Origin of the sequence: Clostridium sp. Marseille-P2415, from assembly GCF_900155545.1 — a bacterium.
Classification (GTDB): Bacteria; Bacillota; Clostridia; order Lachnospirales; family Lachnospiraceae; genus Lacrimispora.
The window spans coordinates 1,072,615-1,098,071 of the sequence record NZ_LT732526.1; the positions used below are offsets into that span (position 1 = coordinate 1,072,615).

The 25,457-nt window shown below is 43.4% G+C and carries 29 protein-coding genes; 4 read left to right on the forward strand and 25 right to left on the reverse strand.

All coding sequences use genetic code 11. The annotated features are described in order from the left end of the window. The 9 genes from coaD to BQ9856_RS10015 all read right to left on the reverse strand — a co-directional run bounded on the left by coaD (position 1) and on the right by BQ9856_RS10015 (position 9,115). On the reverse strand, positions 1–489 hold the full coding sequence (gene coaD / locus BQ9856_RS09975; protein WP_077610898.1) for a pantetheine-phosphate adenylyltransferase: 489 nt from the start codon (positions 487–489) through the stop codon (positions 1–3). Then, complete coding sequence (gene rsmD / locus BQ9856_RS09980) at positions 486–1,067, reverse strand: 16S rRNA (guanine(966)-N(2))-methyltransferase RsmD (RefSeq protein WP_077610899.1); 582 nt, start codon at positions 1,065–1,067, stop codon at positions 486–488. Before rsmD ends, coaD begins: the two co-directional genes overlap by 4 nt. Positions 1,068–1,221: 154 nt before the next feature. Beyond that, positions 1,222–1,425 (reverse strand): alpha/beta-type small acid-soluble spore protein, encoded by a 204-nt coding sequence (locus tag BQ9856_RS09985; RefSeq protein WP_077610900.1) that lies wholly within the window; start codon positions 1,423–1,425, stop codon positions 1,222–1,224. 209 nt (positions 1,426–1,634) lie between these two features. Then, entirely contained in the window at positions 1,635–2,249 is a 615-nt protein-coding gene (gene udk / locus BQ9856_RS09990) for a uridine kinase (protein ID WP_077610901.1), read from the reverse strand. 62 nt (positions 2,250–2,311) lie between these two features. Then, a complete protein-coding gene (locus BQ9856_RS09995) occupies positions 2,312–4,198 on the reverse strand; it encodes a leucine-rich repeat domain-containing protein (protein ID WP_077610902.1) in 1,887 nt (628 codons plus the stop codon). 244 nt (positions 4,199–4,442) lie between these two features. Beyond that, the gene (locus BQ9856_RS10000) at positions 4,443–4,892 is read right to left on the reverse strand and encodes a DUF975 family protein (protein WP_077610903.1); all 450 of its coding nucleotides are present in this window, start codon (positions 4,890–4,892) and stop codon (positions 4,443–4,445) included. 30 nt (positions 4,893–4,922) lie between these two features. Next, positions 4,923–7,049, reverse strand: a complete 2,127-nt coding sequence (gene recG / locus BQ9856_RS10005; protein ID WP_077610904.1) for an ATP-dependent DNA helicase RecG — start codon at positions 7,047–7,049, stop codon at positions 4,923–4,925. A 21-nt stretch (positions 7,050–7,070) separates the two neighbouring features. After that, on the reverse strand, positions 7,071–8,744 hold the full coding sequence (locus BQ9856_RS10010; protein WP_077610905.1) for a DAK2 domain-containing protein: 1,674 nt from the start codon (positions 8,742–8,744) through the stop codon (positions 7,071–7,073). A 14-nt stretch (positions 8,745–8,758) separates the two neighbouring features. Further along, positions 8,759–9,115 (reverse strand): Asp23/Gls24 family envelope stress response protein, encoded by a 357-nt coding sequence (locus BQ9856_RS10015; protein ID WP_077610906.1) that lies wholly within the window; start codon positions 9,113–9,115, stop codon positions 8,759–8,761. A gap of 168 nt (positions 9,116–9,283) precedes the next feature. Here BQ9856_RS10015 and rpmB point away from each other — a divergent pair, with 168 nt between their 5' ends. Continuing rightward, on the forward strand, positions 9,284–9,469 hold the full coding sequence (gene rpmB, locus BQ9856_RS10020; RefSeq protein WP_077610907.1) for a 50S ribosomal protein L28: 186 nt from the start codon (positions 9,284–9,286) through the stop codon (positions 9,467–9,469). A gap of 110 nt (positions 9,470–9,579) precedes the next feature. Here the strand turns inward: rpmB and BQ9856_RS24820 are convergent, their stop codons facing one another. The 11 genes from BQ9856_RS24820 to BQ9856_RS10070 all read right to left on the reverse strand — a co-directional run bounded on the left by BQ9856_RS24820 (position 9,580) and on the right by BQ9856_RS10070 (position 17,742). Further along, positions 9,580–9,717, reverse strand: a complete 138-nt coding sequence (locus tag BQ9856_RS24820; RefSeq protein ID WP_013272624.1) for a hypothetical protein — start codon at positions 9,715–9,717, stop codon at positions 9,580–9,582. A 54-nt stretch (positions 9,718–9,771) separates the two neighbouring features. Beyond that, positions 9,772–10,182: a GerW family sporulation protein gene (locus tag BQ9856_RS10025; protein WP_077610908.1), complete on the reverse strand. Its 411-nt coding sequence runs from the start codon at positions 10,180–10,182 to the stop codon at positions 9,772–9,774. A 17-nt stretch (positions 10,183–10,199) separates the two neighbouring features. After that, positions 10,200–11,075 (reverse strand): DUF2953 domain-containing protein, encoded by an 876-nt coding sequence (locus BQ9856_RS10030; RefSeq protein WP_077610909.1) that lies wholly within the window; start codon positions 11,073–11,075, stop codon positions 10,200–10,202. A 7-nt stretch (positions 11,076–11,082) separates the two neighbouring features. Then, positions 11,083–11,412, reverse strand: a complete 330-nt coding sequence (locus BQ9856_RS10035; RefSeq protein WP_077610910.1) for a hypothetical protein — start codon at positions 11,410–11,412, stop codon at positions 11,083–11,085. Then, entirely contained in the window at positions 11,393–12,733 is a 1,341-nt protein-coding gene (locus tag BQ9856_RS10040) for a hypothetical protein (RefSeq protein WP_077610911.1), read from the reverse strand. The genes BQ9856_RS10035 and BQ9856_RS10040 overlap by 20 nt, the downstream gene beginning before the upstream one ends. Positions 12,734–12,755: 22 nt before the next feature. Further along, the gene (locus BQ9856_RS10045; RefSeq protein WP_077610912.1) at positions 12,756–14,003 is read right to left on the reverse strand and encodes a competence/damage-inducible protein A; all 1,248 of its coding nucleotides are present in this window, start codon (positions 14,001–14,003) and stop codon (positions 12,756–12,758) included. Between the two features lie 2 nt (positions 14,004–14,005). After that, positions 14,006–14,548 (reverse strand): CDP-diacylglycerol--glycerol-3-phosphate 3-phosphatidyltransferase, encoded by a 543-nt coding sequence (gene pgsA / locus BQ9856_RS10050; RefSeq protein WP_077610913.1) that lies wholly within the window; start codon positions 14,546–14,548, stop codon positions 14,006–14,008. Beyond that, complete coding sequence (gene rimO / locus BQ9856_RS10055) at positions 14,532–15,872, reverse strand: 30S ribosomal protein S12 methylthiotransferase RimO (protein WP_077610914.1); 1,341 nt, start codon at positions 15,870–15,872, stop codon at positions 14,532–14,534. Before rimO ends, pgsA begins: the two co-directional genes overlap by 17 nt. Before the next feature lie 73 nt (positions 15,873–15,945). After that, positions 15,946–16,203 carry a DNA-directed RNA polymerase subunit omega gene (rpoZ, locus tag BQ9856_RS10060; protein ID WP_442855518.1) on the reverse strand — a complete coding sequence of 86 codons (258 nt, stop codon included), beginning with the start codon at positions 16,201–16,203 and terminating at the stop codon, positions 15,946–15,948. Between the two features lie 23 nt (positions 16,204–16,226). Beyond that, complete coding sequence (gmk, locus tag BQ9856_RS10065) at positions 16,227–16,847, reverse strand: guanylate kinase (protein ID WP_077610916.1); 621 nt, start codon at positions 16,845–16,847, stop codon at positions 16,227–16,229. A gap of 16 nt (positions 16,848–16,863) precedes the next feature. After that, positions 16,864–17,742 (reverse strand): YicC/YloC family endoribonuclease, encoded by an 879-nt coding sequence (locus BQ9856_RS10070; protein WP_077610917.1) that lies wholly within the window; start codon positions 17,740–17,742, stop codon positions 16,864–16,866. A 143-nt stretch (positions 17,743–17,885) separates the two neighbouring features. Between BQ9856_RS10070 and BQ9856_RS10075 the strand changes: the two genes are divergently transcribed. After that, complete coding sequence (locus tag BQ9856_RS10075; RefSeq protein WP_077610918.1) at positions 17,886–19,625, forward strand: Rqc2 family fibronectin-binding protein; 1,740 nt, start codon at positions 17,886–17,888, stop codon at positions 19,623–19,625. Between the two features lie 119 nt (positions 19,626–19,744). Here BQ9856_RS10075 and BQ9856_RS10080 read toward each other — a convergent pair whose 3' ends face one another. The 3 genes from BQ9856_RS10080 to BQ9856_RS10090 form a co-directional block, all read right to left on the reverse strand. Then, the gene (locus BQ9856_RS10080) at positions 19,745–19,924 is read right to left on the reverse strand and encodes a hypothetical protein (RefSeq protein ID WP_077610919.1); all 180 of its coding nucleotides are present in this window, start codon (positions 19,922–19,924) and stop codon (positions 19,745–19,747) included. Positions 19,925–20,262: 338 nt separating this feature from the next. Beyond that, positions 20,263–20,418, reverse strand: a complete 156-nt coding sequence (locus BQ9856_RS10085) for an exodeoxyribonuclease V subunit alpha (RefSeq protein ID WP_077610920.1) — start codon at positions 20,416–20,418, stop codon at positions 20,263–20,265. Positions 20,419–20,422: 4 nt separating this feature from the next. Then, positions 20,423–20,986 carry an accessory gene regulator B family protein gene (locus BQ9856_RS10090; RefSeq protein WP_159441976.1) on the reverse strand — a complete coding sequence of 188 codons (564 nt, stop codon included), beginning with the start codon at positions 20,984–20,986 and terminating at the stop codon, positions 20,423–20,425. A gap of 177 nt (positions 20,987–21,163) precedes the next feature. Between BQ9856_RS10090 and BQ9856_RS10095 the strand changes: the two genes are divergently transcribed. Both BQ9856_RS10095 and BQ9856_RS10100 read left to right on the forward strand, forming a co-directional pair. Further along, a complete protein-coding gene (locus BQ9856_RS10095) occupies positions 21,164–22,477 on the forward strand; it encodes a sensor histidine kinase (protein WP_077610922.1) in 1,314 nt (437 codons plus the stop codon). A gap of 10 nt (positions 22,478–22,487) precedes the next feature. Then, positions 22,488–23,228 carry a LytR/AlgR family response regulator transcription factor gene (locus BQ9856_RS10100; protein ID WP_159441977.1) on the forward strand — a complete coding sequence of 247 codons (741 nt, stop codon included), beginning with the start codon at positions 22,488–22,490 and terminating at the stop codon, positions 23,226–23,228. A gap of 50 nt (positions 23,229–23,278) precedes the next feature. On the opposite strand, the gene ilvA is transcribed toward BQ9856_RS10100, so the two are convergent. Beyond that, positions 23,279–24,502 carry a threonine ammonia-lyase gene (gene ilvA / locus BQ9856_RS24825; protein WP_200801285.1) on the reverse strand — a complete coding sequence of 408 codons (1,224 nt, stop codon included), beginning with the start codon at positions 24,500–24,502 and terminating at the stop codon, positions 23,279–23,281. Positions 24,503–24,505: 3 nt separating this feature from the next. Continuing rightward, positions 24,506–25,447, reverse strand: a complete 942-nt coding sequence (ftsY, locus tag BQ9856_RS24830) for a signal recognition particle-docking protein FtsY (RefSeq protein WP_200801286.1) — start codon at positions 25,445–25,447, stop codon at positions 24,506–24,508. Between the last annotated feature and the right edge of the window lie 10 nt (positions 25,448–25,457).

The window sequence follows — 25,457 nt, forward strand, 5'->3', positions numbered from 1 at the left end:
TTATTTCATTCTATCTTCCATCTTCTTCATCACACGTTCTGCAATGCCGGCAGGCACAAACGCGTTTATCTCTCCGCCGTAGGCAGCAATCTCCTTCACAATGCTGGAACTCAAGTAAGAATATTTTAAATTCGTCGTCAAAAACACAGTGTCCACTTCCGGGGCTATGACCCGGTTTGTCTGTGCGATCTGCAATTCATATTCAAAATCTGTTACAGCGCGAAGCCCGCGAATGACCGCATCCGCCTGATTGGCTCGTACAAAATCCACCAAAAGCCCTTCAAACGCTTTCACTTCCACGTTTTGAAAATCTCTGGTAATGCTCTTTAACATATTAACACGTTCTTCTACAGAAAACAACGGCGTTTTTGAATTATTATTTAAAACTCCTATGATCAAATGGTCTGACATCCTGGCGGAACGCTCGATGATATCCAGATGACCAAAAGTTACCGGATCAAAGCTTCCCGGGTACACTGCTTTTCTCATACTGTCTCTTCCTTTTCCTTCGGTTTTTTCTTTGTTACAAATACATGTTTATTGGTCTTATAATTCTTTTCCCGAATCATCCGGTACCCCATGGATTCCAGGTAGTCAAAGGAGGTTTCCAGAGCCGCCTCAATAATAATGGCAGTATCTTCCGCGGTCAGCCGGGAATGAATCAGATATTGCAAAACCTGTTTTTCCCATTCGTTATGATATGGAGGGTCCATAAACACAAAATCAAATACATATCCTTTGCCCTCCAGCCGGCGGAGTCCTGTCATAACATCGCAGTTCATCACAATGGCGTCTTCTTCCAATCTGGTGGCTTTTAAATTCTCACGGATGCATTCTGCCGCTTTCGGATTCTGTTCAATCATGACTGCCAGTCTGGCTCCGCGGCTTAATGCTTCGATTCCAATGGCTCCGCTTCCGGAAAAAAGGTCCAAAAAGCAGCAGCCCTGCATGTCCCCATGAATCATATTAAAAAGCGTTTCCTTAATTCTATCTGTCGTGGGCCTGGTATCCTGCCCTTCTATGGTCTTTAAAACAAGCCTTCTGGCTTTCCCTGCTATTACTCTCATGATAAATCCTCACTTTATTTTTCCAGATCATTATAGTATGAATCAGCACGGAGCGCAACCCATTCCGAAAAGAAAGGAGCCATAGCCCCGCAACTGATAATCAGTTACAAAGCTACAGCTCCTCTTTTCTTTTTTTCTTTTTTTGTTTTACAGATTATTTACCTGCCATCTGTCTTTCCTGGGCTTCGATCATTTTCTTAACCATATAACCGCCTACGGAACCATTCTGAGCGGAAGTTAAGTTACCGTTATAACCATTCGTTAACGGAACACCAATTTCGTTGGCAACTTCCATTTTGAAACGATCCAGTGCTTCTTTTGCTTCTGGTACATTTGTAGTGTTAGATCTTCCTGACATAATGTTATGCCTCCTTTTCATCTATTCACCATGCATTTGTTGAAATAATTCATGGTGTGTTTTGTGCTACACTCCTATTATGGCTGTATCAGAATGAAATACACTAGAAGGTTTTTCGTAAAATGTCATATTTTAGTAATATTTTTAGCCTTTATAATCGTTCTTATACAGGCGCTGTTTTCGCTGATAAAAACAGCAAAAAAGCCCTGTCAGCCGGTCTCCAGGATCTTCTCTATATTGGTCTTTACAAGCTGGAAAGCCACCTCATTCATGCCGCTGTTGATGATAACATCTGCCAGTGATTTCGTAGGTTCCACATATAAATAATGCATGGGCTTGACGGTAGTGAGATACTGCTCCACAACGCCCTCAATGTCTCTGCCCCGCTCCTTTACATCCCGGATCACACGGCGGAGTATCCGCTCATCCGCATCAGCCTCCACAAAAATCTTAATATCAAACATATTTCTCAAACGCGCATCCGCAAAAACCAGGATTCCTTCAACCAGGATGACCTTTTTCGGCTCCACCTTCACCACCATCTGGGAACGGTTATGCCTGGCGTAATCATAAACAGGACATTCAATTTCTTTCCCTTCCCTCAGCATGCGAAGCTGATCTAACAAAAGCTCTGTTTCAAAAGCCTCCGGATGGTCGTAATTCATCTTTTTCCGTTCTTCAAAAGGAATCCCATTTTGTTTTTTATAATAATTATCATGATAGAGAACTGCAATATTGTCACAAAACGCATCCTTTAGCCGGTTGGTAAAGGTTGACTTTCCGGATCCGGTTCCACCGGCAATCCCTATTAAAACACACTTCATCCCTTGCATTCCTCCTCATTTCCTAAATGTAAAACAACACGCACCGATCCATAATCATATGATTAATGTATTGCCGTCACTTTATCGTTCAGCACCCGGTAATTTTCAATTGGGTTATTGGTACAGGTAACCGTTTTCAATTCTGTCAGGTTTGCAAGGGGCTTTAAATCCGTCACATAGTTTTCACTGATATTAAGGCTTTCAAGCAAAGGAAGCGATGAGGCAAAAGCAATCCCTGTTAAGGTATTATCCGCCAAACTAAGCTTCTTAAGACCTGGAAAATTCGTCAGGAAGCCGGTATTTTCATCCAGAGAAACTTTGTCATAATCCACATAATAGATCCCGCCGCTTCCGCTGATCTGTACGTTGGTATAGAGCTTCATCCCATCCATTTCCAGAATTTTAAGGGATTCATTTGGTTTTATTTTTGCAAAATTTATCTCACATTCCACACCGTTTAAATACAATTCCTGCAAAGCAGGGATCCCAAAGAGGCCGGATATATCTTCATAAGTAGACATCCCGTTTACATTTAAGTATTCCAGAGACGGAATGCTGTTTATAAAGCTTAAGCCGGGGAAATCTCCGGAAAGCCGGAAGCAGCTTAACCGTTTTAAGCCTGTAAGTCCCGAAAACACATCGTTATTGTTGATTTTACAGCCTTCCAGTAAAAGGCTCTCAAGAGACTTCATATTCTGCAGGAACCCCATATCTTTAGCCCCGGATATCGATAGGCTGGTAAGCCCGGTAAGGCCGGAAAGATCGGGCTGGGGACAGTTATAAGGGATATCTAAAGAAAGTCCGGTAAGACCGGAAAGGCCCGCAATACCGCTTAAATCCTTTATTTCATCGCAATCGTCAATGGTCAGGGAGGTAAGGCCCGTGGCTGCCAGATCATTCACCTCAAGCACCTGGGCATCTGTCAGGGAAAATGCTTTTAAATTCGGCAGGTTGGATAAAAATCCGATATCGCGGACTGCTTCCGATTCCACAGAAAGCTCCTCCAGCCATGGCATGACAGACAATACGGTAAAATCAGTGACATCATCACAGTTCATCAGATTTAAGCTCTTTAAGCTCTTCATATTAACAAGGTCCTTGATATCCGATAAATTAGAGCCTTCCAAAGTCAGGCTTTCCAGGTTCTGAAATCCGTTCAAACCGCTTAAGTCTTCCAGCCCTGCCACAAAATTGATTTCCTTTAAGCCTGCCGCATCAACCGATAGTTCCGCAATATCTGATGGTGAATTTGCGAAACAGGAAAGACCTTCCAGAGAGAGGCCTTTTAGTGATTCTACAGGCAGGTATCCCGCTACATTTAACTTTTTTAAGCCGGTAAACCGGGAAAGCTGTTCATATTCATTTCCACTTCCGTCTCTGGGAAAAGACAGCCACACAAGTTCTGCATGAGCATCTTCATAAGGGTTCTCAAAGCTGTATCCAAGCTGGAGCTCATCGGATTCGTATTTTAATTCCAGCCACTTAAATCTGGAAAGCTCTTCTTCACTCAGTTCTGTTGCAGGCCTGCCGAAAGCTGTTTCCGCCATGGAAGCCAGAGCTCCTGTTAACGGAACGCCGGATTCCTCTGTGCTGCTTTCCACTGTCAAACTATTCCTGCCTGCCATGGCAGCCGCTTCTTTCTCCGCCTTATTATTCTGATACTGGTACAGGGCACCTCTTAAGCCAAATGTAATTATAAAAAAGAGAGCACAGGCTGCAAAGATTGCAATTCTTTTGCCATTCCCTCCTGTCTCGCCTTCAAGAATAACTGATCCCCGGGAGGCATTCTGATTCTTTTGATTTTCCATGCTTAAATGAACATTCTGATTTCCGTCTTTCTCTATCACATACCGGGTATTGCAATATTCGCAAACCGCTATATGTGGGTTCTCCTCACTGATTTTCAGCGTTCCATTACAGGACGTACACTTTAATTCCGTTATTTTCATCCTACATTCCCTTTAATTTTGTCTCTTAAATGCACATATTCCATATTTTAACAGAATCAAAAGCTTTATTCAATTCTTTTCCTGTACTTTATCTGAAAACCGGAAGAAACACGCTCTGCGAGTTTCTACGGTTATTGCGGCAGTCGCCAAATGAACATGTTTACATGTTCGCTTGGCTCGTTGCCCGCATAAATAAAAACAAAGGTTCAACCCCTTAAGAAAAGAGTTGAACCCATTGGACCGTTTATTCGAACACAGCCGTTTCCTCATATACAACGGTTTTTGGTTTTATGGCATTATAATAATTAGCATAGGTAACCATCATATAGGGATATACGTAGATATTAGCCAGAAAACAGGTAACCAGTACCAGAAGCTGCCATAGGATAAAAGAAAGTTCCAGAACAAAGAACTCCCATTTATGGCCGACCATCATTTCCCTGCTTTCACAGATGCACTGCATCACGCCCTTATCCGGGTTCTCAACCAGAACAAAAATCGCCTGAGAGTAACGGTAAGCGGCTATAATGCCCGGAATAAGAAAAAGCAAGGACCACAATATGGTAAACAATGCGATCATAATGGACAGTCCCAATGCTTTCAGCAAATACTTTGTGCTTGCAAACAGGTCCCCATATGACATGGTGCTATCCCGGTTGGCAACCTTTAAACAGTAAGACTGATATCCAAACATTTTCCATAAATGTAATAAAATTGAATTTTATTACAGATTCAGTCTATCATAGCTTTTATCCAGATACTCCTGCAGTTTATTACGAAGCTCCCGGTGTTCCTCTTTTTCCAGTTCCGGATCTTCGTGAAACAGCCGTTTTACTTCCTCTGATACTGTTTTTAACAGGTTTGCATCTGTAAAAATATCCCCCAGCTTAAATTCCAGATCCCCGCTCTGCCGGATCCCGAAAATATCCCCTGGGCCCCGAAGCTTTAAATCCTCTGAGGCAATCAAAAAGCCGTCATTGGAATGATTTAGTATATCCAACCGCTCTTTGGTTCCTTCCTGGTCAGAGCCATTGACCATAATGCAATAAGACTGGTATTTTCCACGCCCTACACGTCCCCTGAGCTGGTGAAGCTGCGCCAGTCCAAACCGCTCCGCATTCTCGATCATCATTACCGTTGCATTGGGTACATTCACTCCCACTTCGATTACCGTAGTCGATACCAAAACCTTGATCTCCCCGCCGGCAAACCGCTCCATGATCCCGTTTTTTTCCCTGGGCTTCATTTTTCCGTGAAGATATTCGATAGAAATGCCCGGCAGAGCATCCCGCAGGGTTTTTGTATAATCAACTACATTTTCTGCATCGATCATCTCACTGGCTTCCACCATAGGGCATATGACGTAGGCCTGACGGCCGTCAGCGACTTCTCTTCGTATAAAATCATAAGCCTTACCCCGGTAGCCGGTATCTACAACGCAGTTTTTTATAGGCAGGCGGTTTGCAGGCAGCTCATCAATAACAGAAATGTCCAGATCCCCGTAAATAATAATGGCCAGGGTCCGGGGGATAGGTGTGGCACTCATAACCAGCACATGGGGCTCTTCCCCTTTTTTTCCAAACATCTCCCGTTGGCTGACTCCGAACCGGTGCTGTTCATCGGTAATCACCAAAGCCAGATTGTTATATACAACCTTCTCCTGAATCAGTGCATGGGTTCCGACGATGATATCCGCTTCGTGAGATGCAATTTTCTCGTAGGCAATCTTTTTTTCCTTTGCTGTCATGGAGCCCGTAACAAGTATGGGCTTTTTATCAATCTTATGCTCCGCAAACAGCTCTGACATGGATTCAAAATGCTGTTTTGCCAGCACTTCCGTTGGTACCATTAAAGCTCCCTGATATCCGTTGTAAGCTGCCTGTAAGAGGGTCAGAATGGCGATGATGGTCTTACCCGAACCAACATCCCCCTGGATCAGACGGTTCATTACCCGGCCTTCTGTCAGATCACCGTATACTTCTGAAAGAACATTCTGCTGGGCTTTTGTAAGAGAGTAAGGAAGGCTTTCCTTTAACGCCTCCACCACCGGGGACAGATGCAGGGAATAAGAACTTGTTTTTTCTCCTCTCTGCTCCTTTAACCGCCGGACCGCCATGAGAAAGAGAAAAAACTCATCAAAAACCAGCCGCTTTCTGGCAAATAAAAGCTCTTTCCTGTCTGTCGGAAAATGAATATGTTCAATTGCAAAATTATATTCCGCCAATTCATGCTTTTTGCGCAAGTCTGCAGGCATGTAATCCCGTATCATCCGGCGCAGGCTTAAAGCCTGTTTTTCTGCTCTGACAATGGTCTTGTTGCTGAGCCCCTTGGTCTGGCCATAAACCGGCTGCATGGAATGAACCACCTGTTCATAGGCTTCCGCCGTAAATACCTCCGGCTGTTCCATTGTAAGGCGGCCGCTTTTCTTCACCACACGGCCCCGTAAAACAGCCCGCATCCCGGCTTTTAAGGTAGCATGAAGATAAGGCATGTTATACCAGGTCAGCTTAAGGGTCCCTGTCATATCCTTCAGGGTCGTTGTTATGACCTGGATGTGGCTGTAACGTTTGATATCCGGAGTCTTATAAAGCATCCCGGCCACCGTCATGACCGTATCCGGTTTCAGCTCTCCGATAAGCGAAGGTTCTTCATAAGTATCATACGCTCTTGGATAGTATTCCAGAAGATCATCTACGGTGAAAACTCCCATCTTTTGAAATAATTTTCCCGTTTTTTCTCCAATTCCCTTTAAAGAATCAATGGATTCCCGGTTCATCCTTTCGTTCACCTCCTGTCTTTCCTGCTTTACGGTAAAAAAACCGGACAGACGGGACCTTCGTCTGCCCGGGATAAAAAAGCTGCCGGCTCTTCTTTATTCTACGGATAACAGATAATAATAAATTGGCTGGCCGCCGGCGTGAAGCTCTACTTCGCAGTCAGAAAACAGCTCTTCTGCTTTCCCTTTTAATTCTTCTGCATCCGCTTCCCTTACATCTTTTCCATAATATATGGTCACCAACTCCGACTCTTCTTCCACCATGGACTTTAAGGCTTCCAGCACTGTGGTTCCAAGGTCTTTTCCGACAGCCAGAATCCCTTTGTCCCCAAGTGCCATGATATCACCTTCCCGGATCGCGGTATCATCGATCGTGGTATTGCGGACCGCATAGGTAACCTGTCCTGTCTTAACACGAGCCATCTCTTCTGTCATGATTTTTTCATTATCTTCCGGAGACAGATCCGGTGCAAAATTTATGATGGCAGTGATTCCCTGGGGTATGGTCCTTGAAGGGATAACGATCACCTTTTTGTGCTCCACCAGGCTCTTTGCCTGCTGGGCTGCCAGGATGATATTCTTATTGTTCGGCAGGATGTAAATGGTATCGGCATTTACCCGGTCAATGGCGTTTAACATGTCTTCCGTGCTTGGGTTCATGGTCTGACCGCCCTGAATCAGATAATCTGCACCGATCCCCCGGAAAATCTCATCAAGGCCATCTCCTGCAGATACGGAAATAAAGCCATATGGTTTTCTCGGCTCCGCCTTCTTTTCTTCCTCCGCCTTTTGCTGTGCCGCCAGTTTTTCCGATTCCTTAATTAATTTTTCCTGATGCTCTTCCCGCATATTATCGATCTTCATCCGGGATAAGGAGCCATAGGTCAGAGCTTTCTGGATCGCAAGGCCCGGATCGTTGGTATGGACATGTACTTTCACCATATCATCGTCTGAAACAACGACAATCGAATCACCGATCGATTCCAGATACCCCTTGAATTCGTGCTCTTCCTTTTCGTCATAATGTTTTTCCAGATTAATGATGAATTCGGTGCAATAACCGAATTTAATATTAAAATCATCCTTTTTTGCCGTATAAACTCCCGAAATGGCTTCGGTTCTTTTTACGCCAAGGGCGGATAAGTCAACCTCCTTGCCCGAGAGGCAGTCAAAGGCCCCCTTCATTACCTGCATGAGTCCCTGACCTCCGGAATCAACCACTCCGGCCTGTTTTAATACCGGAAGCATTTCCGGTGTCTGGCTTAATACATAGTCACCGTATTCAATCACTTTCTGACAAAACTCAAGCACATCCTCTGTCTCAGTAACCAGTTCCGCGGCCTTTTCAGCCATACCTTTGGCAACGGTAAGAATGGTTCCTTCTTTTGGTTTCATAACAGCTTTGTATGCGGTTTCGGTAGCTCTGACGAAGGAATTAGCCAAAATAGTGGCAGTCACCTGGTCGGCAGCCGCGATCTCCCTGGTGAATCCGCGGAACAACTGGGATAAGATAACACCGGAGTTACCTCTGGCACCTCTTAAAGAGCCGGAAGAAATTGCCTTGGCCAGAGCTTCCATAGTAGGATTTTCAATGGCAGCCACTTCCTTTGCTGCTGACATAATCGTCATCGTCATGTTTGTTCCGGTATCTCCATCCGGTACCGGAAACACATTCAGTTCATTGATCCATTCTTTTTTTGCTTCCAGTCCTTTTGCACCTGCCAGAAATGCCTTCTGGAGCATTTCTGCGTCTATATACTTCATACCCACAGGTAGTTTCCTCCTTAATCAATCACTCTTACGCCTTCGACAAAGATGTTAATTTTATCTACCGCCATACCGGTGAATTCTTCTACTTTGTATTTTACATTTTCAATCAGGTTATCAGCCACCGCGGAAATGCTGATTCCGTATGCAACGATAACATGGAAATCAATGGTGATATGGTTGTCCTGTATGTTTACATTAATTCCGTGAGTCAGGCCTTCCCGTTTTAAAAGCTTTACGAGTCCGTCTTTCATGCTGACAGCCGCCATGCCGACAATACCAAAGCATTCTACTGCCGTAGTTCCGGCATACATGGCGATAACATCAGGGCTTACCTGGATTTCGCCCAGTTTATTATTGATATAACCCTTCATAGTCTCTACCTCCGTTCTTTCTGTCTGGTTTAATTATACATGATTTTTCCAAAAAAAGAAACAAATTTTTATTTTTCACTTGCAAATCATAGCGTTTTCTGTTATCATACATTTGTTGTGGATTTTTCAACCATAAAAAATCCAAGTAGCTTTTAAGGAGGTGCAATCATGGCAAAATGTGCAATTTGTGAAAAAGCTGCTCACTTTGGCAACGCAGTGAGCCATTCCCATAGAAGATCCAATAAGATATGGAAAGCAAATGTGAAGTCCGTTAAAGTAAAAGTTAACGGCGGCGCTAAGAAGATGTACGTATGTACTTCCTGCTTAAGATCCGGATTAGTTGAAAGAGCTTAATCGAAGGAAACTCCTGGCTGATGTCAGTCAGGAGTATTTTTTTATTTTTTTCACAGGGCCCGGCCTTTTTTCAAAGGCGGGCCCTGTTTATGATTAATAGCAATGCTCTTTTAGCAGCAGAACAGGTTATATCCCAGTACCAGACATCCAATTATAAACAGAATCGTAACGATAGTCGCCGGGATAAAAAGCAGGATTGCCATACCTGCTCCGAAACAGAACAGCATCAGTCCGCATACTCTTCTCATATCATCCCTCAATCCATTCAGGCTATATGACATCCTATGCGGCTTATCCCTTTCTTATTCTTCTGCTTTTTTATTATCTTCTGCGGCCGCCATCTCTTCTGCCACCTTTAAGGCTTCCGGAGAAACCTCTTTTGCTCCGCCGGCAAATTTATTGACAAAATCCGGAACCATGTCCAAAATCTTTGTTACAGCATCCTGCTGTTTGATGTTAACCAGCTTTGTCACTCCGTTCTGGATGATCAAAACTGCACTGGGACTCATCTTTGCGTGCATACCGCCGGCACCATTTTGTTTTGCATTTTCTGCAAAGGAACCGGCTGCCATACCGCAGGTTACATCCACCAAAGGCAAAATAATCGTATCATCCACCTTTACCGCATCTCCTACTACCGTTTTTGTCGCCACAAAAGCATCCATTCCCTTAAATAGCGCCTCAACCGTAGATGTAAAATAATTCTCTGCCACTTTAAACAATTCCTCCTTTATCGAAGCCATCTCTTTAACAGAAGCCTGAAATTTTTATCCAGTAACATCCGGATTCCAATGAGAAGAACAGTTCCCAACCGAACCCTTCCCCGGAAAGTTCCTTCTGCCGTAAATACGTTCCGGTCGAATACCGGATACAGATTCAGATGCTTATGGCACAGCGGATAAATCACGCTTGCATACGTCAGCACCTGTCCGGTCAAATAAGGGTCATCAAAACCAAATGTAATATTTCCTTTTCCCCGGCGGGGAAGGATATGCCGAATCAGTTTTTTGGCCTGCTTAAAAAACAGTTTTACTGTTTTCTGATTATCCTTATCGGAAACCCAGGCACATAGTTCTGTTTTTTTCTCTTTCACCGCTTTTAGTGTATCATAAATCCTATGGAAAAAAAACTTAAGTTTTGATAAAACCCTGAGGACTTTCCTCTTAAGCCTGGAAAGCCAGAGACAAAGTCCCGGCTTCTTTCCATGTTTCGTCTCTTCCTTTGGCGGTGGAAGCTGGCCTTTGGGTTTCTCACGGATTTCTTCTTTCACTTCCCTTAGAGCTTCCGGTTCCCTTATCTCCATGGTCTGAACCATGATATCTTTTGCCTCTTCGAGCTCTGCCTCCAGTTTCTTAGGCTTTAAAATACGAAATCCGAAAAGGCGGACCGCCATGGTTAAATCTTTTTCGTATGAGACCGTTACGGTAAGGATATGTAACAGCCAGGAAAATCTGGCATGCCCCTTTACCTTCCCGTAATAAGACCCTTCCGCCCGATACCGGACCGGTACCAGAAGGACCAAAAGAAACACCGACAGAATAAGACCTAAAACGATGAGTACGAAAAGCCCTAAGATTTTTAATAGTAACAAAATTATATGAAGCATGAACACCTCACACCTTACCGGCCTCTTCCCCTATAAAAGAAGGCAGGTCGAAGCCTCCAGTTTTCCGGTACATATCATTTACAATACGCCCGGCTACCTCCAGCGCTTCCCAGTAATCAGACGCAATGCCCATAATGAGAAATGCCTCTTCCCGGTAAAAGGGCAGTACCAGTGCTGTCCACGGGTAGATATCAAGTATATTATTCCCATTAGAAGCAGGTGTAATCACATAAACACCTGGTTGTGGCTTTAACCTGCGAATTCCCTGAATGATCCGGTAACGTTTCTTTTTTGCTTTTTCCCCTACATACAGATGATCAAACCAGCTTATTTTCATAATCCATCAGCTCTTCCAGCAATTCCTTGCAAGTTTCCTTTTCCGCTTCGTCCAGACAGCTTTCCAGACTTCCTCTGATGTATGCCTGTATTTCGTCAATGGAGTTAAAGTAGACGGGGATATCGGATAAAACCTTAGCCATAATCGCCCGGACCACTGGCTTGGAAGCACCGGAGAACACCTCTTCCAGTTCTTTAAAATATATCCCAGCCGCTTCCTCTAAACAGGAACGGTCAACAACCGTCTCTTCTCCGGTGATCACAGTTTCTGTTTCATCGCTCCGTTTTTTCAATTCCGCAAAGCTGCTGCCTGATAAAAGCCTGTCAATGTTGACCGCTTTTATAAAATCCGGGTCAGCCTTTAATGCATCGCTCTCCTCCGGAAGTTCCGTCTTTAAATAGCGCTCATAGTATGCTTCCTGTCTTCCCTCTAACCGGGTGAGCTTATCAAAAAATTCTTCGTTTTCAGGAGAATAATCCTCTTTATCAAACTTTTCAATAATCTCCGTCACCAGGGAGCAGTAAAACGCTTCTTCCTTCCCGTCAATAACTGCTTCCGGCCGGGCAAACGTAAGGACACAAAAATCATTGATGATTTCCTGCAGCATCAAATAAAGCCCGGATTCATCCATAAGGCCCTCACTGGCAAGGATAAGCCTGTCGGATGCCTCTTCATAGCCTTCTTTGGTCATACTGTGGTAATCGGTATGCCGGAACTGTTCCAATGTTTCATAAAAATCCTTATGTCCCTCATCCATGCCTGCCGGTAATTTTGCCATGGATTCGGTACGCAGGGTATACAGCATATCCTTTAAGTTTTCCTTAGGAGAACCGATGTAAACCGAAAGTCCTTCCATAATAAGACAAAAAAATTTCTGCTTCGTCAAGCGGACCGGAAGCTGACTGATTATCTGTTTGATCCTTTCATTCATAACAGCCGCTTCTTCGGCATCCGCTAAAAATTCCATCAGCCGCCTTGTAAAGTTTTCATCATCAAGCCCTGTTTCCGGCAATGTCTTAAATTTCCGTTCCAGCCTGTTTATGACATATTCATAAATCTGAAAGCAGTCGGTGTAGGATGTCAGGACTTCCACTTCATGAGTGATGTCCTTTCTAAGGTCCAGCAGCCCCTCTTCCACATCATTTCCGGAAAAGTGATTCTTAAGCAGATGATTAAGCCGCCGGCAGTAAGCGGTAATCCGCTCTGAAACCACAGTCTCCTCTGATATGGTTTCAAATAAAGTATAATAATTCAGCGTCAGCCTGACATAAGAGTATTGGTACGCTGCAGTCATCTGTTTTTTCAGTAAACGGGTTTCCAATTTTCTCTCCTCCCGGAATATATCATGAATGGTAATTGGCAAGGATGGAACGGCGCAGTAAATCCAATGCCTTTACAACGGACTGTTCCCTGATCTTTTCCCGATTTCCTTTAAAATGGTATTCCTCCACCTTAACCTTATCCTTCATATAGCAGGAAATATAAACAAGCCCTACCGGCTTTTCGCCGTCTGAATCAGGTCCTGCAATTCCGGTTACGGCGATGCAGACATCCGCATCGGTGGCAAAAACGCCTCCGGTGGCCATTTCCTTGGCGGTCTGCTCGCTGACCGCACCGTATTTTTTCAAGGTGCTTTTGCTTACATCGAGAAGCTTTCTTTTCGCTTTGTTGGAATAGGTAATAAAACCTTCCCGGAACACTTCGGATGCCCCCGGGACATTTACCAGCCGTCCGGCAATCAGACCACCGGTACAGGATTCTGCAGTCGTTACGGTCAAATCATATTTTTTAAGAAGACGGACAACTGTCATTTCAAGGGTTTCCTCTTCTTTCGTGGTATAAACATCGTTTCCGAAACGGTTTTTAATCTCTTTTACCACAGGCTTTAACAGACTCTTGGCCTCTTCCTCGCTTGATGCCTTGGCTGTAACTCTTAAATGGACCTCAGCCGTCTTTGCATAAGTGGCAATGGTTGGATTGGACTGTCCATCGATCAGGTCAAGAAGCTTGTCCTCCACCTGGCTCTCTCCGTGACCGCAGATCTTTATCATTTGGGAACGGATCACTTCCGGCTGAAGCTTCTGAAGGTAGGGGAATACCTGGTCACGGAAAAGAGGTTTTAATTCATTTGGCGGTCCGGGCAGTAATATCGCAGCTTTCCCGTCTTTTTCCATGATCAGTCCCGGAGCGGTACCGTTGTCATTTTCAAGAACAATTGCCCCAAGGGGAACAAGAGCCTGTTTCCAGTTATTGTCCGGAATCTCTTTGTATATGCTGTTCTTAAAATACTTTTTTATCCGCTCTTTTGTATGGGCATCTTCTTCCAAAGAAAATCCCATGACCTCAGCACAGACCTCTTTTGTCAAATCATCCTCCGTAGGTCCCAGGCCTCCGGTCAAAATAACAACATCCGATCGGTTTAAGGCATTTGTTAATACCTCCGAAAGGCGTTCCCTGTTATCTCCTACTGTAACCTGATGATACATGGAGAGTCCCAAAAGAGCACACTTCTCCGCCAGATACTGGGTATTGGTATTCACGATATTACCAAGAAGAAGCTCTGTTCCAACCGAAATCAGTTCAACTACCATAATCACATACTCCCTTCCATAAGAACACGATAATTCTTTGCTATATAATCAATCAGCGAAACCACAGTAAGTACGGCAGCGATCCAGATAAATACTGCCGTAACAGGCGACAAAGCCGGAATATTCAAGATTAAGAGAACCGACATGATCATCTGTGATGCTGTTTTGAATTTTCCCCAATAGCTTGCCGCGATCACAACGCCATTGTCGGAAGCTACCAGGCGAAATCCGCTGATAATGAATTCACGGCTTATGATCACGATGACGATCCAGGCCGGTAGCTGGCCCAAAGCCGTAAAACAAATCAGTCCCGCACACACTAACAGCTTATCCGCCAGCGGATCCATAAACTTGCCGAAATTGGTCACCAGGCCATATTTTCTTGCGATCTTTCCATCTAACATATCCGTAAAGCTGGCGATAATGAACACAACAGCAGCAATGTAACGGTATGCTGCATTCGAGCCACCGTCAAGCAGCAGAAACAGAACAAAAAACGGAATCATGATAACCCTTAAAATCGTAAGTTTATTCGGTAAATTCATTTTCCAACTCTCCTATCAAATCATATTCCATGGCACCCGTCACACGGACCCTGGCAAAATCACCTGACATCAGTTCTTCTCCGGTCTGAACAAAAATCATTCCATCCACACCCGGACCATCCATATAGGTTCGGCCTACATAAGCGCTTTCATCAGCCACTTTTCCTTCAATCATTACTTCCAGTATCTTTCCGGTCATGGACTGGGAATGGTCATAAGATATTTCCTGCTGAAGCTCCATAATGGCATCACGGCGTTCCACCTTGACCTCTTCCGGAACCTGATCCGGAAATTCTGCGGCCGGCGTATCCTCCTCAGCAGAATATGCGAATACTCCAAGGCGTTCAAACTCCATCTCATCAACAAATTCCATCAGTTCTTCGTGATCCTTCTCCGTTTCCCCCGGGAATCCGGAAATCAAAGTGGTGCGCAGGGCCATATCCGGGATTTCTCTCCGGAGCCTTTCCACGATCTCCCGAAGCTGGGCCTTTGTGGTCCTCCGTCCCATGCGTTTTAAGATGCGGTCACTGGCATGCTGAATCGGCAGATCCAGGTAATGGCATATCTTCTCCTCTTCTTTTATGGTTTCAATCAGCTCGTCCGTAATTTCCTCCGGATAACAGTACTGGATCCGGATCCACTGAATTCCGGGTATGCGGCACAGTTTTTTAAGAAGCTCAGGCAGAGCCTTTTTCCCATATAGATCCACACCGTAAAGAGTTGTTTCCTGTGCTACCAGAATGAGTTCTTTTACCCCTTTCTCCGCCAGCCCTTCCGCTTCCTTAATCAGACGCTCCATAGGAATGCTGCGGTAATTGCCGCGCAGGGTCGGTATGATACAGTAGGTACAATGCTTGTCACACCCTTCTGCAATCTTTAAAAAGGCATAATGACCTCCTGTTGTAAGTACACGGTCTGTTTTTAACTCCGGGAGCCCGTCCAGCTCGTGAAAGCACTGTACATGCTCTTTGCCCCCCAGAGCCTCACTTAAAACGCGGGAGATCTCGTCATAGGTCGATGTCCCTAAAATCCCATCCACTTCGGGGATCTCGTCAATGATCTCCTGTTTGTACCGCTGAGCCAGGCAGCCTGTTACAATCAGTGCCTTACAATTGCCGTCTTCCTTCCTCCGGGCCATTTCCAGAATGGTATTCACGCTCTCCTCTTTGGCATCACCGATAAAACAGCACGTATTGATCACAATGACATCCGCCTCATATTCATCATCAGTAAAAGTATATCCGTCTTTATTCAGAAGGCCCAGCATCATCTCCGTATCAACAAGATTTTTATCGCAGCCCAGTGAAATACATAATAACTTCATGTTCTAACTCCTGTCATTCTTTTTTGCAAGTAAAGGAAAGGCCATCTCTGCCAAAAGGGAGACGGCCTTCTTCCTAATTATCGTCTTCTTCTGTAGCGTCCGCTTCGCTCAAAATCTTCACTTTGCCTTCATACAATTCCTCTACGGCAACAGAAAGCGGTTTCTTGCCTGCTCCCGGTATCTCAGGCTCTGAGCCGCCGATGATCTGTCTCGCTCTTTTTGATGCGGCGATTACGATGGAATAACGGCTCTGCACTACCGGAGCCTCTCCCGGCTCTACCTCGCTGTTTACTACATTGATCAAATCTGAATAAGATGGATGTAACATCATTCTTTCCCCTTTCTAAATGGAATCTATATATTCTTTAATTCTTCCCGGATCTGGGATAAAAATGCCATATTATTGGAAGCCCGGTTATGCTGGACTGAAATCATACGGTGCATTTCTTCTACACAGGTATCAATCTCATCGTTGATAAGGATATAGTCGTAGGCTTCCATACCTTCCGCTTCCTCAGCTGCCCTGCGGAGTCTGGCGTTTATTACATCCATACTTTCCGTACCCCGGCCGATGAGACGGCGTTTTAACTCCGACCCATTGGGCGGCATTACAAAGACTAAAATCGCCTCCGGAAAACACTTCTTCACCTTAAGCGCCCCCTGAATCTCAATTTCCAGGATGACATCCTTGCCCGTTTTCATCTGGTTTAAAACATATTCCTTAGGCGTTCCATAATAATGGTTGACGTACTGGGCATATTCAATCAATTCATCTTTCTCTATCATACTCTGAAACCGTTCTTCTGTCACGAAGAAATATTCCCTGCCATCTGCTTCACCCTCCCTGGGTTTTCTGGTAGTGGCTGAAATGGACAGTGCGTAATTATCATACCGTTTCAGAAGTTCCTTCATTATAGTTCCCTTGCCAGCTCCTGAAAAGCCGGATACAACTACCAACATGCCGTGTTCATTCATGTTTTTGCTTTTCTCCCTACTCAATATTCTGGATTTGTTCCCGAACCTTTTCGATCTCGGTTTTTAATGCGATGGCTTTGTCGGAAATCTCCAGGTCATTGGCCTTGGAAAGAATGGTATTCGCTTCCCGGTTCATCTCCTGAGCGATGAAATCAAGTTTTCTTCCCACACTTCCTCCTGCTTCCAGCTCTGTCCGGGTATTCTCAATGTGGCTTCTTAACCGCACGGTCTCCTCATCCACACAAATTTTGTCTGCAAAAATCGTAACTTCTGTGGCAATTCTGCCTTCATCAATGGAAGCACTTGCCAATAATTCCTTTACCTTGTCCTCCAGCTTGGCCCGGTATTCTGAAAGGATCTTCGGAGACCGCTCTTCTATAAATTCCAAAAGCCCGGTCATATATTTAAGCTTTCCAAGGAGATCGTTCTTTAAATTCTCTCCTTCTGTCACTCGGGTTTCCACAAACCGTTTTGCGGCTTCCTCAATGGTATCCGAGAGGAGCTTCCACATCTGCTCTTCATCCTCCGGTACCTCATCCATGGTGATAACTTCCGGGCATTTCGCTAAGGCTGATACATTGATGTCGTTATGAATCCCGAACTGTTCCTCCATCTTGGCGAAATAATCCATGTATTCAGCAGCCAGCGCGCTGTTATACTTTAAACACAATTTATTCTCCGTGTAATCCTCATAGCTGATGAATACATCAACCTTTCCGCGCTGGATATAATTTTTTAACAGATTCCTGATCCCTGCTTCAAAGAAATTAAACTTTTTCGGCATCTTTATGCTCAAATCCAAATATCTGTGATTTACAGCTTTCATCTCGACGGAAATCTTATACTCATCCGTGACGGTTTCGTACCTGCCGAAACCTGTCATGCTCTTAATCATTGCATATGCCTCTCTTTCGCCATAGATATTATCCATTATAAGTCATAATAAAAAACAAGTCAATTGGTTTTAAATTTTACAGAACAGCGTTTCTGTGCTATACTGTTTCTATTATATAGACCATTTACCGGAGGAATCAAACAATGGCATTAGACGGAATTGTTATGGCAAATCTCGCAGCAGAAATGAAAAACCGGTTGGAAGGCGGTAAAATCGCAAAGATCGCCCAGCCGGAAAAGGATGAACTGCTGTTTACCATTAAAAATCAAAAAAACACCTGGAGGCTCTTAATTTCGGCCAGCGCCAGCCTCCCCCTGATTTATTTTACAGAAGCAAACAAACAAAGTCCCATGACTGCTCCGAATTTCTGTATGCTCTTAAGAAAGCACATTGGAAACGGACGCATTATTCGGGTGAGCCAGCCTGGCCTGGAGCGGATCCTGTGCATGGAAGTAGAACACTTAGATGAATTAGGTGACAGGCAGACAAAAAAATTAATCATTGAAATCATGGGAAAACACAGCAACATCATCTTCTGCAATGAAGAGGACCTGATTATAGACAGCATCAAACACATTTCCGCTCAGGTCAGTTCCGTTCGCGAGGTTCTTCCAGGCAGGACCTATTTTATTCCGCAGACCATGGATAAAAAGGACCCTTTAAATATCACTCAGGAAGAATTCATTGATGTGATCGGTCATACTGCAGCTCCCGTACAAAAAGCGCTGTATATGAAGCTGACCGGTTTAAGCCCTGTTATGGGCCACGAACTCTGCCATCTGGCTTCCATTGACGGCGATTACTCTGCCAATGAAATGAGCGAGTTGGAGCTGGTCCATTTGTATCGCATGTTTACTTTATTGATGGATGACGTAAAACAGGGACATTTCTCCCCAAATATTGTATATAGGAAGGAAGAACCTGTGGAATTCTCTGCTCTTCCCCTGACCTGCTACGAAGGGGAGGGTTATGAGGCGGAGCACTTTGATTCCATTAGCTCTCTTTTAGAAAGCTATTATGCATCGAAGAATACCATCACCAGAATCCGTCAGAAATCTATGGACTTACGAAAAATCGTACAGACCGCATTGGAACGGAATTATAAAAAGTATGATTTGCAGACAAAACAGCTTAAGGATACGGAGAAACGGGACAAGTATAAGATTTACGGGGAACTTTTAAATACCTATGGATATGAAATAACGGTCGGGGAAAAACAGTTTACCTGCCTGAATTATTATACCAATGAGGAAATCACCATTCCTCTGGATGACCAGTTATCCGCTAAGGAAAATGCCCAGAAATATTTTGATAAGTACAATAAGCTGAAACGTACCTTTGAGGCTTTGGCAGAACAAATTACGGAAACCAGGCAGGAAATCGACCATTTGGAATCTGTCAGCGCCGCTCTGGACATTGCCTTAATGGAGGAGGATCTGGTGCAGATCAAAGAAGAGCTGATGGAATACGGCTACATCAAGCACCGCCGTGCCGGCGACAAGAAGCCCAAAATCACAAGTAAGCCCTTCCACTACCTTTCTTCAGACGGCTTCCATATCTATGTGGGAAAGAATAATTACCAGAATGAAGAACTGACCTTTAAAGTTGCAAGCGGCAATGACTGGTGGTTCCATGCAAAAGGAATCCCAGGTTCCCATGTGATCGTAAAGGCAGAAGGTAAGGAGCTTCCGGACCGGGTATTTGAAGAAGCCGGGGCCCTGGCAGCCTACTATTCCAAAGGCCGGGAAAATGACAAGGTTGAAGTGGATTATGTTCAAAAAAAGCAGATCAAAAAGGTAACCGGAGCAGCACCTGGTTTTGTTATATACCACACCAATTATTCCATGGTCGCAGAACCTCAGGTACTTTTGGAAGAATGTTAGAAGATATTAAGAAAATTCTGGCTTTTATAGTACAAAAAGCAGGTATAGGGGAGAAAACCGTTTTCTTCCCAGTACCTGCTTTAAATATTCCGGATCAAATTTTTTGAATCTGAATTCGTTTATACCTCACTAATTTCTAAAACGGTTTTCCTTTCCGGTATTACCGTTATCACTTCTATGAAATATTCTTCTGGAATGATCTTTCTCTTTCTGCGCTTTGATATGATACTCTTTAGCGCAGAAGCATCTGCCATTTTCTCTTCCAGTTTTAGAATTTTTCGAAACAAATTCTCTCTCATTCGCATTATCCCCTAATCTATCGGATATAACCAACTGCCTTTTGAAATCATTCAAAAGGCAGCAATTTTTTGACCTTATGACCATTGAAAGAAACAAATAAACTTCTAAAAAGGAAAAAATACTATAAATATACAATATTCATTAATTGAAATTATATTTATTCAAAAAGAAGTTCCCCCTAGTTTCTTTCATGACTAATAGCGCTTTTTCTTTTTCAACGATCGTATAACTATCGTGTTACTCATACCGGATTTGTTTATCAGTATTTACAGGAATACGACTGTAAAATACCTTTTAATAACTTTTGCTTATTATGTATCAAATGATTTAAATAGATTTAACCTTTCATTTCCTTGTTACCGTCTTCAAATTTTTTTAATACTTCTTTTGGTATCTCTCTTTCATACATCGTTGCAGGGATACTTCTTCCAATTGAATTAATAGAAACCTTCACCAATGCCTTCTGTAATCCTTCTACAATTTTTCCCTTCATAACTTCATTCTCCTTTCGCAGCTGTATTATTTTCAGGAAGTAATGTTAGAACTTCCAAAGTAACCGGATATACTAGTAATTCCCGCAAACTCTCATTCATATATGCAATTACCATTATTAATGTTAATATCACTAAAGACACAAATTTCTTTTTTAATTTTGATGAATATGTAAAGTGACTTATATTTTTACTTCTAGGTGCACGATAAGCTACAACAATTGCGCAAATAACATAAAGCAAAATCAAAAAAGGTACCTTGATTTTTATAAACACGCTTCCAACTAGTGATAATCCCCAAACCAATATCATCCCTAAGCTGCATCCAATATTCGTCCTTGCATGTATTCCTCCTGCTTGTAGACGCAACAAGCAAAAAGAAAATAATATAATAAAGGTCTCCCAACCTTTTCCTAAAAATGCTCCTAACATTTGAAGAAAGAATAACTTTATTATATTATCTAAAATTAATTCAAAACCATATTGGATTGCTATATTATCTTCATCGCTTCTTGGATTAATTTTATTCAACAAACCACAAAGAATGGCTGAAAACTTTGTTATAACCATCTTATCACCACCAGACAATGTCATTTTACCACAAATATTGAATTAGATATGTTTTCGCAATTTTCGTTGTATTTTTCTTCCTAAACGTTAATTGCCCGTTATTTTAGTACAATTTTACTTTACTTTTTCCCATAGGAATTGTAGAATATTAGTACCTACAAAAAGAGGTGCCAGAATATGACTTACTTTATATATTCACTAACAGGAAGCCTATGCAGTTACTTTTCTTGTGTCAATCTGCTGCCATATAAGTTTTCCGCAGTAAAAAGATGCCTCCTGTTTTTTTATATTTTTATTACAGTTTACTTTTTTAATAAAACTTTTGGGCAGACAAGTACTTTTTTGACCTATGGAGGAATTCTGCTCTTTACTTTTTATTTCTCAAAATATGATTTTTTCAGCCTATCCTGCAATCTTTTTGGATATTTGTATGCGGTTACTCTTAATTATGTAATCATGTGGCTAACTGGTTCTTTATTAAAAATGAATATGGTAGAACTATTATCCCACAGTGAACTGACAATAGCTTTTTCCTGTATTTATTGTTTGTTTTGCGGGTCTACAACCAAGTTATTAGGTTGGTTTCTGCACATGAAATTAAATCTTTCCCAATATCTGGCCAACCGCCACCTTGTGAAAACTATTTTTATTGACCTGTTTCTCCTGGTGTTCTTTTATATTTTTAATTTTTCCTATGGGGAACGTCTCGGCTACAATTACGGTGTCATTGCATTAAACGGAATTATATTCCTATTACTATTTGCAATTACAGTTTTCCTCATGTACTCTATCTATAAGATCACTGTGGCAGAACAGGCTTATAAACACCGCATGGCTCAATTTGAAAACCTTCGGCTCTATACGGACAGACTGGAAGAATCCTATGGAGTTATGCGTAAATTCAAACACGACTACATAAATATCCTTAGCACATTATCCGGATATATAAACGAAAAAGACATGGAAGGTTTAAAGGAATATTACGGTGACAGAATCCTTCCTATCAGCCATGCATTTACGGAATCAGATACCAAACTGGGAGCGCTTTCCAATATTAAGAATACAGCTTTGAAAAGCCTGCTCTCCTCCAAATTTATATATACGATGGAAATAGGAATTCAAGCGGAAATAGAGCTGACCGAGCCAATCGACAAATTGTTCATAGATTCTCTGGACCTCTCGCGAATTATCGGTATATTTTTAGACAATGCCATAGAAGCTGCTATGGAAACAGCAGAAAGAGAATTACGTTTCTGTATGTTTTATAAAGAGAATGATCTTTATCTTATCATTCGGAATACCGCCCTTCCTCCAGCTCATGCCATAACTGATCTTAATAATCAAGGCGTTTCAACGAAAGGCGAAAACCGGGGTGTCGGACTGTTCAATGTAGTTATGATCTTAAAAAATTATGAAAATGCCATTTGGAATACAACATACGAAGAACCTTATTTCACCCAGGAACTAATCCTAATGCATAATGGTTCATGAGGAGTACAAAATGATCCACATATACCTTTGCGAAGATGATAAAAAACAATTAAAACGATGGAAAGACATCATAGAAAAATATTTATTAATGAACTCGACAGAATCCCGGCTGTATTGTTCTGTCTCAAAGCCGGAGGAACTGCTTTCCATGCGGAGGCGCTCCAACATTACCGGGCTGTATTTTCTCGACATTGATTTGCATGCAGAGAAAAACGGCATTGAACTGGCCCAGGAAATACGCAAATATGATCCCCGGGGATATATTGTTTTCGTAACTACCCACAGTGAAATGGCTGTTCTCACCTTCCGCTATAAGGTGGAAGCCATGGATTTTATTGTAAAAGATAAACCGGAAACTTTGCCGGAGCAGATTTGTGCCTGTATTCAAAACGCAGAAAGCAATTACAGAGTACAGCTGGACTCTTCCAATCGTCTCTTATCCGTAAAAGTTGACAGAGCTTCGCTGGTTCTGGATCAAAATGACATTGTGGCCATTACCACCGGTGACGATTATCACAAGATTACCATTCATACAAAAACCGGAATCCGGCAATTGGCCGGCTCGTTAAAAGAACTGTACGCAACCCTGAATTCCACTTTCTGCCAATGCAACCGTTCTACCATTGTTAATCTGAAACATGTGATAAAGTATTCCAGAGAAGAAGCTCTGCTCACCATGGATAATAAAGAAACCTTTTCTGTATCCGTTCGCATGATGGGAAAAGTGCAAAAGGCCTTAAACCAGCTTTGATTGATCCATATAGAAAAAGCCAGGCAGAATAAACCTGGCTTTCCCTAATGTTATTCCCCATAAGTACCTTTTGATTTTACCAGCTTGGGCCGGTATCCCTGCGCTGTCAGAGCCGCCATAATGGAGTTCTTATGCTCTGTTCCAAAGGCCTCCAGCGTAATGCGGAGTTCCACCGCCGTATTCCGGTTGATGCTGATAAACTGGTTGTGTTCCAAGCGGATCACATTGCCCTGTTCCTTTGCGAGCAGCGCAGATACTTTTGCAAGCTCTCCCGGCTTATCCGGAAGCAGAACCGATACCGTGAAGATACGGTCTCTCTGGATCAGGCCAAGCTGAACGATGGAAGCCATGGTGATCACATCCATGTTCCCTCCGCTTAAAATGGAAACGATCTTTTTGTTATCCACGTTCATATGCTTTAAAGCTGCAACAGTCAGAAGTCCTGAATTTTCCACGATCATCTTATGGTTTTCTACCATATCCAGGAATGCCACGATCAGCTCAGAGTCTTCAATGGCAATGATTTCATCCACATTCTCCTGGATATAGGGGAAGAGCTTGTCGCCCGGACATTTAACGGCTGTACCGTCTGCAATGGTGTTGACATTTGGAAGAGAAACGACCTTTCCCTGGCGTAAGGATTCCTGCATACAGTTAGCGCCGGCCGGCTCCACTCCAATGACCTTGATCTTTGGATTCAGCATCTTTGCAAGCGTTGAAACTCCGGTGCACAGTCCGCCGCCGCCGATCGGAACCAGAATATAATCAACGGTAGGAAGCTCCTTAATAATCTCCATGGCAATGGTTCCCTGCCCGGCGGCCACATCTAAGTCATTAAAAGGATGAACAAAAGTCAGCCCCCTTTCTTCCGTAAGCTTATAAGCATAATTGCATGCCTCATCAAAAACATCGCCTTCCAGAATGACCTCCGCCCCATAGCCTTTGGTACGGTTCACCTTCATGAGCGGTGTTGTTGTAGGCATGACAATCGTTGCGGGAATGCCGGCCAGTTTTGCCGCATAAGCAACGCCCTGGGCGTGATTGCCTGCGGAAGCGGTAATAAGTCCTTTGGCTTTTTCCTCCTCCGACAGAGTGCTGATCTTGTAATAAGCACCCCGCACCTTGTAAGCACCGGTATACTGCATGTTTTCCGGTTTAAAATATACCTTATTGCCGGTCCGGGCGGAAAAATACTCACTGTATACAAGTTTTGTTTCCAGGGTAACCTTGCTAACGATCTCTGATGCTTCTTCAAACTTTTCCAATGTCAACATACTTTACGCCTCTTCTTTCTCTTCTACGTGAAACAATGCGTTTACAAACTCCTCTGCATTGAATTTCTGCAAGTCATCTATTTTCTCCCCAACCCCAATATATTTTACGGGAATCCCCAGCTCAGACTGGATCGCGACCGCGATTCCGCCTTTCGCGGTGCCGTCGAGCTTCGTAAGGATAATTCCGGTAATATCTGCGACTTCCATAAACTGTTTTGCCTGTACAAGGGCATTCTGTCCTGTGGTCCCGTCTAACACCACCAGCGTTTCCCGGTAAGCCTCCGGATATTCCTTATCAATGATCCGGTTGATTTTCTTAAGCTCTTCCATCAGATTCTTCTTATTATGCAGACGTCCTGCCGTATCACAGATCAAAATATCCGCATGTCTTGACTTAGCCGCAACCACCGCATCAAATACAACGGCTGCAGGATCAGAGCCTTCCTGCTGGGCTATGATATCCACTCCGGCTCTTCTGGCCCACTCCGTCAGCTGCTCAATGGCTGCCGCACGGAATGTATCTGCCGCCGCAACGATCACCTTTTTTCCGTCATCCTTCATCTGGCCGGCCAGCTTACCAACTGAGGTTGTTTTGCCTACTCCGTTTACACCGATGACCAGAAGAACGGACTGCCGGTTCTCAAATTCGTATGCATTTTCCCCCAAATCCATCTGCTCCATAATACTGTCCATGAGAAGCTGTTTGCATTCCGATGGATCCTTGATGTTTTTTTCCTTTACTTTCTTTCTTAAATCTTCCACGACCAACATTGTGGTCTGGATTCCCAAATCACCCATAATCAGGGTTTCTTCGATCTCTTCATAAAAATCATCGTCAATGGCCGAAAAGCCGCTGAAAATGGAATCCACGCCCGCGATGATGTTATCCCTTGTCTTTTGCAGTCCAGCTACCAGCTTTCCGAAGAATCCCATTTTTTCACCCATAGTCGGCCTC

Excerpts from the sequence above, each read along its gene's own strand:
- coaD (WP_077610898.1), bottom strand. The coding sequence starts at position 489 with ATGAGAAAAGCAGTGTACCCGGGAAGCTTTGATCCGGTAACTTTTGGT.
- rsmD (WP_077610899.1), bottom strand. The coding sequence starts at position 1,067 with ATGAGAGTAATAGCAGGGAAAGCCAGAAGGCTTGTTTTAAAGACCATA.
- BQ9856_RS09985 (WP_077610900.1), bottom strand. The coding sequence starts at position 1,425 with ATGTCAGGAAGATCTAACACTACAAATGTACCAGAAGCAAAAGAAGCA.
- udk (WP_077610901.1), bottom strand. The coding sequence starts at position 2,249 with ATGAAGTGTGTTTTAATAGGGATTGCCGGTGGAACCGGATCCGGAAAG.
- BQ9856_RS09995 (WP_077610902.1), bottom strand. The coding sequence starts at position 4,198 with ATGAAAATAACGGAATTAAAGTGTACGTCCTGTAATGGAACGCTGAAA.
- BQ9856_RS10000 (WP_077610903.1), bottom strand. The coding sequence starts at position 4,892 with ATGTTTGGATATCAGTCTTACTGTTTAAAGGTTGCCAACCGGGATAGC.
- BQ9856_RS10015 (WP_077610906.1), bottom strand. The coding sequence starts at position 9,115 with ATGAAGGGTTATATCAATAATAAACTGGGCGAAATCCAGGTAAGCCCT.
- rpmB (WP_077610907.1), top strand. The coding sequence starts at position 9,284 with ATGGCAAAATGTGCAATTTGTGAAAAAGCTGCTCACTTTGGCAACGCA.
- BQ9856_RS24820 (WP_013272624.1), bottom strand. The coding sequence starts at position 9,717 with ATGAGAAGAGTATGCGGACTGATGCTGTTCTGTTTCGGAGCAGGTATG.
- BQ9856_RS10030 (WP_077610909.1), bottom strand. The coding sequence starts at position 11,075 with ATGCTTCATATAATTTTGTTACTATTAAAAATCTTAGGGCTTTTCGTA.
- BQ9856_RS10035 (WP_077610910.1), bottom strand. The coding sequence starts at position 11,412 with ATGAAAATAAGCTGGTTTGATCATCTGTATGTAGGGGAAAAAGCAAAA.
- BQ9856_RS10045 (WP_077610912.1), bottom strand. The coding sequence starts at position 14,003 with ATGGTAGTTGAACTGATTTCGGTTGGAACAGAGCTTCTTCTTGGTAAT.
- pgsA (WP_077610913.1), bottom strand. The coding sequence starts at position 14,548 with ATGAATTTACCGAATAAACTTACGATTTTAAGGGTTATCATGATTCCG.
- rimO (WP_077610914.1), bottom strand. The coding sequence starts at position 15,872 with ATGAAGTTATTATGTATTTCACTGGGCTGCGATAAAAATCTTGTTGAT.
- rpoZ (WP_442855518.1), bottom strand. The coding sequence starts at position 16,203 with ATGATGTTACATCCATCTTATTCAGATTTGATCAATGTAGTAAACAGC.
- gmk (WP_077610916.1), bottom strand. The coding sequence starts at position 16,847 with ATGAATGAACACGGCATGTTGGTAGTTGTATCCGGCTTTTCAGGAGCT.
- BQ9856_RS10070 (WP_077610917.1), bottom strand. The coding sequence starts at position 17,742 with ATGATTAAGAGCATGACAGGTTTCGGCAGGTACGAAACCGTCACGGAT.
- BQ9856_RS10075 (WP_077610918.1), top strand. The coding sequence starts at position 17,886 with ATGGCATTAGACGGAATTGTTATGGCAAATCTCGCAGCAGAAATGAAA.
- BQ9856_RS10080 (WP_077610919.1), bottom strand. The coding sequence starts at position 19,924 with ATGAGAGAGAATTTGTTTCGAAAAATTCTAAAACTGGAAGAGAAAATG.
- BQ9856_RS10085 (WP_077610920.1), bottom strand. The coding sequence starts at position 20,418 with ATGAAGGGAAAAATTGTAGAAGGATTACAGAAGGCATTGGTGAAGGTT.
- BQ9856_RS10090 (WP_159441976.1), bottom strand. The coding sequence starts at position 20,986 with ATGGTTATAACAAAGTTTTCAGCCATTCTTTGTGGTTTGTTGAATAAA.
- BQ9856_RS10095 (WP_077610922.1), top strand. The coding sequence starts at position 21,164 with ATGACTTACTTTATATATTCACTAACAGGAAGCCTATGCAGTTACTTT.
- BQ9856_RS10100 (WP_159441977.1), top strand. The coding sequence starts at position 22,488 with ATGATCCACATATACCTTTGCGAAGATGATAAAAAACAATTAAAACGA.
- ilvA (WP_200801285.1), bottom strand. The coding sequence starts at position 24,502 with ATGTTGACATTGGAAAAGTTTGAAGAAGCATCAGAGATCGTTAGCAAG.
- ftsY (WP_200801286.1), bottom strand. The coding sequence starts at position 25,447 with ATGGGTGAAAAAATGGGATTCTTCGGAAAGCTGGTAGCTGGACTGCAA.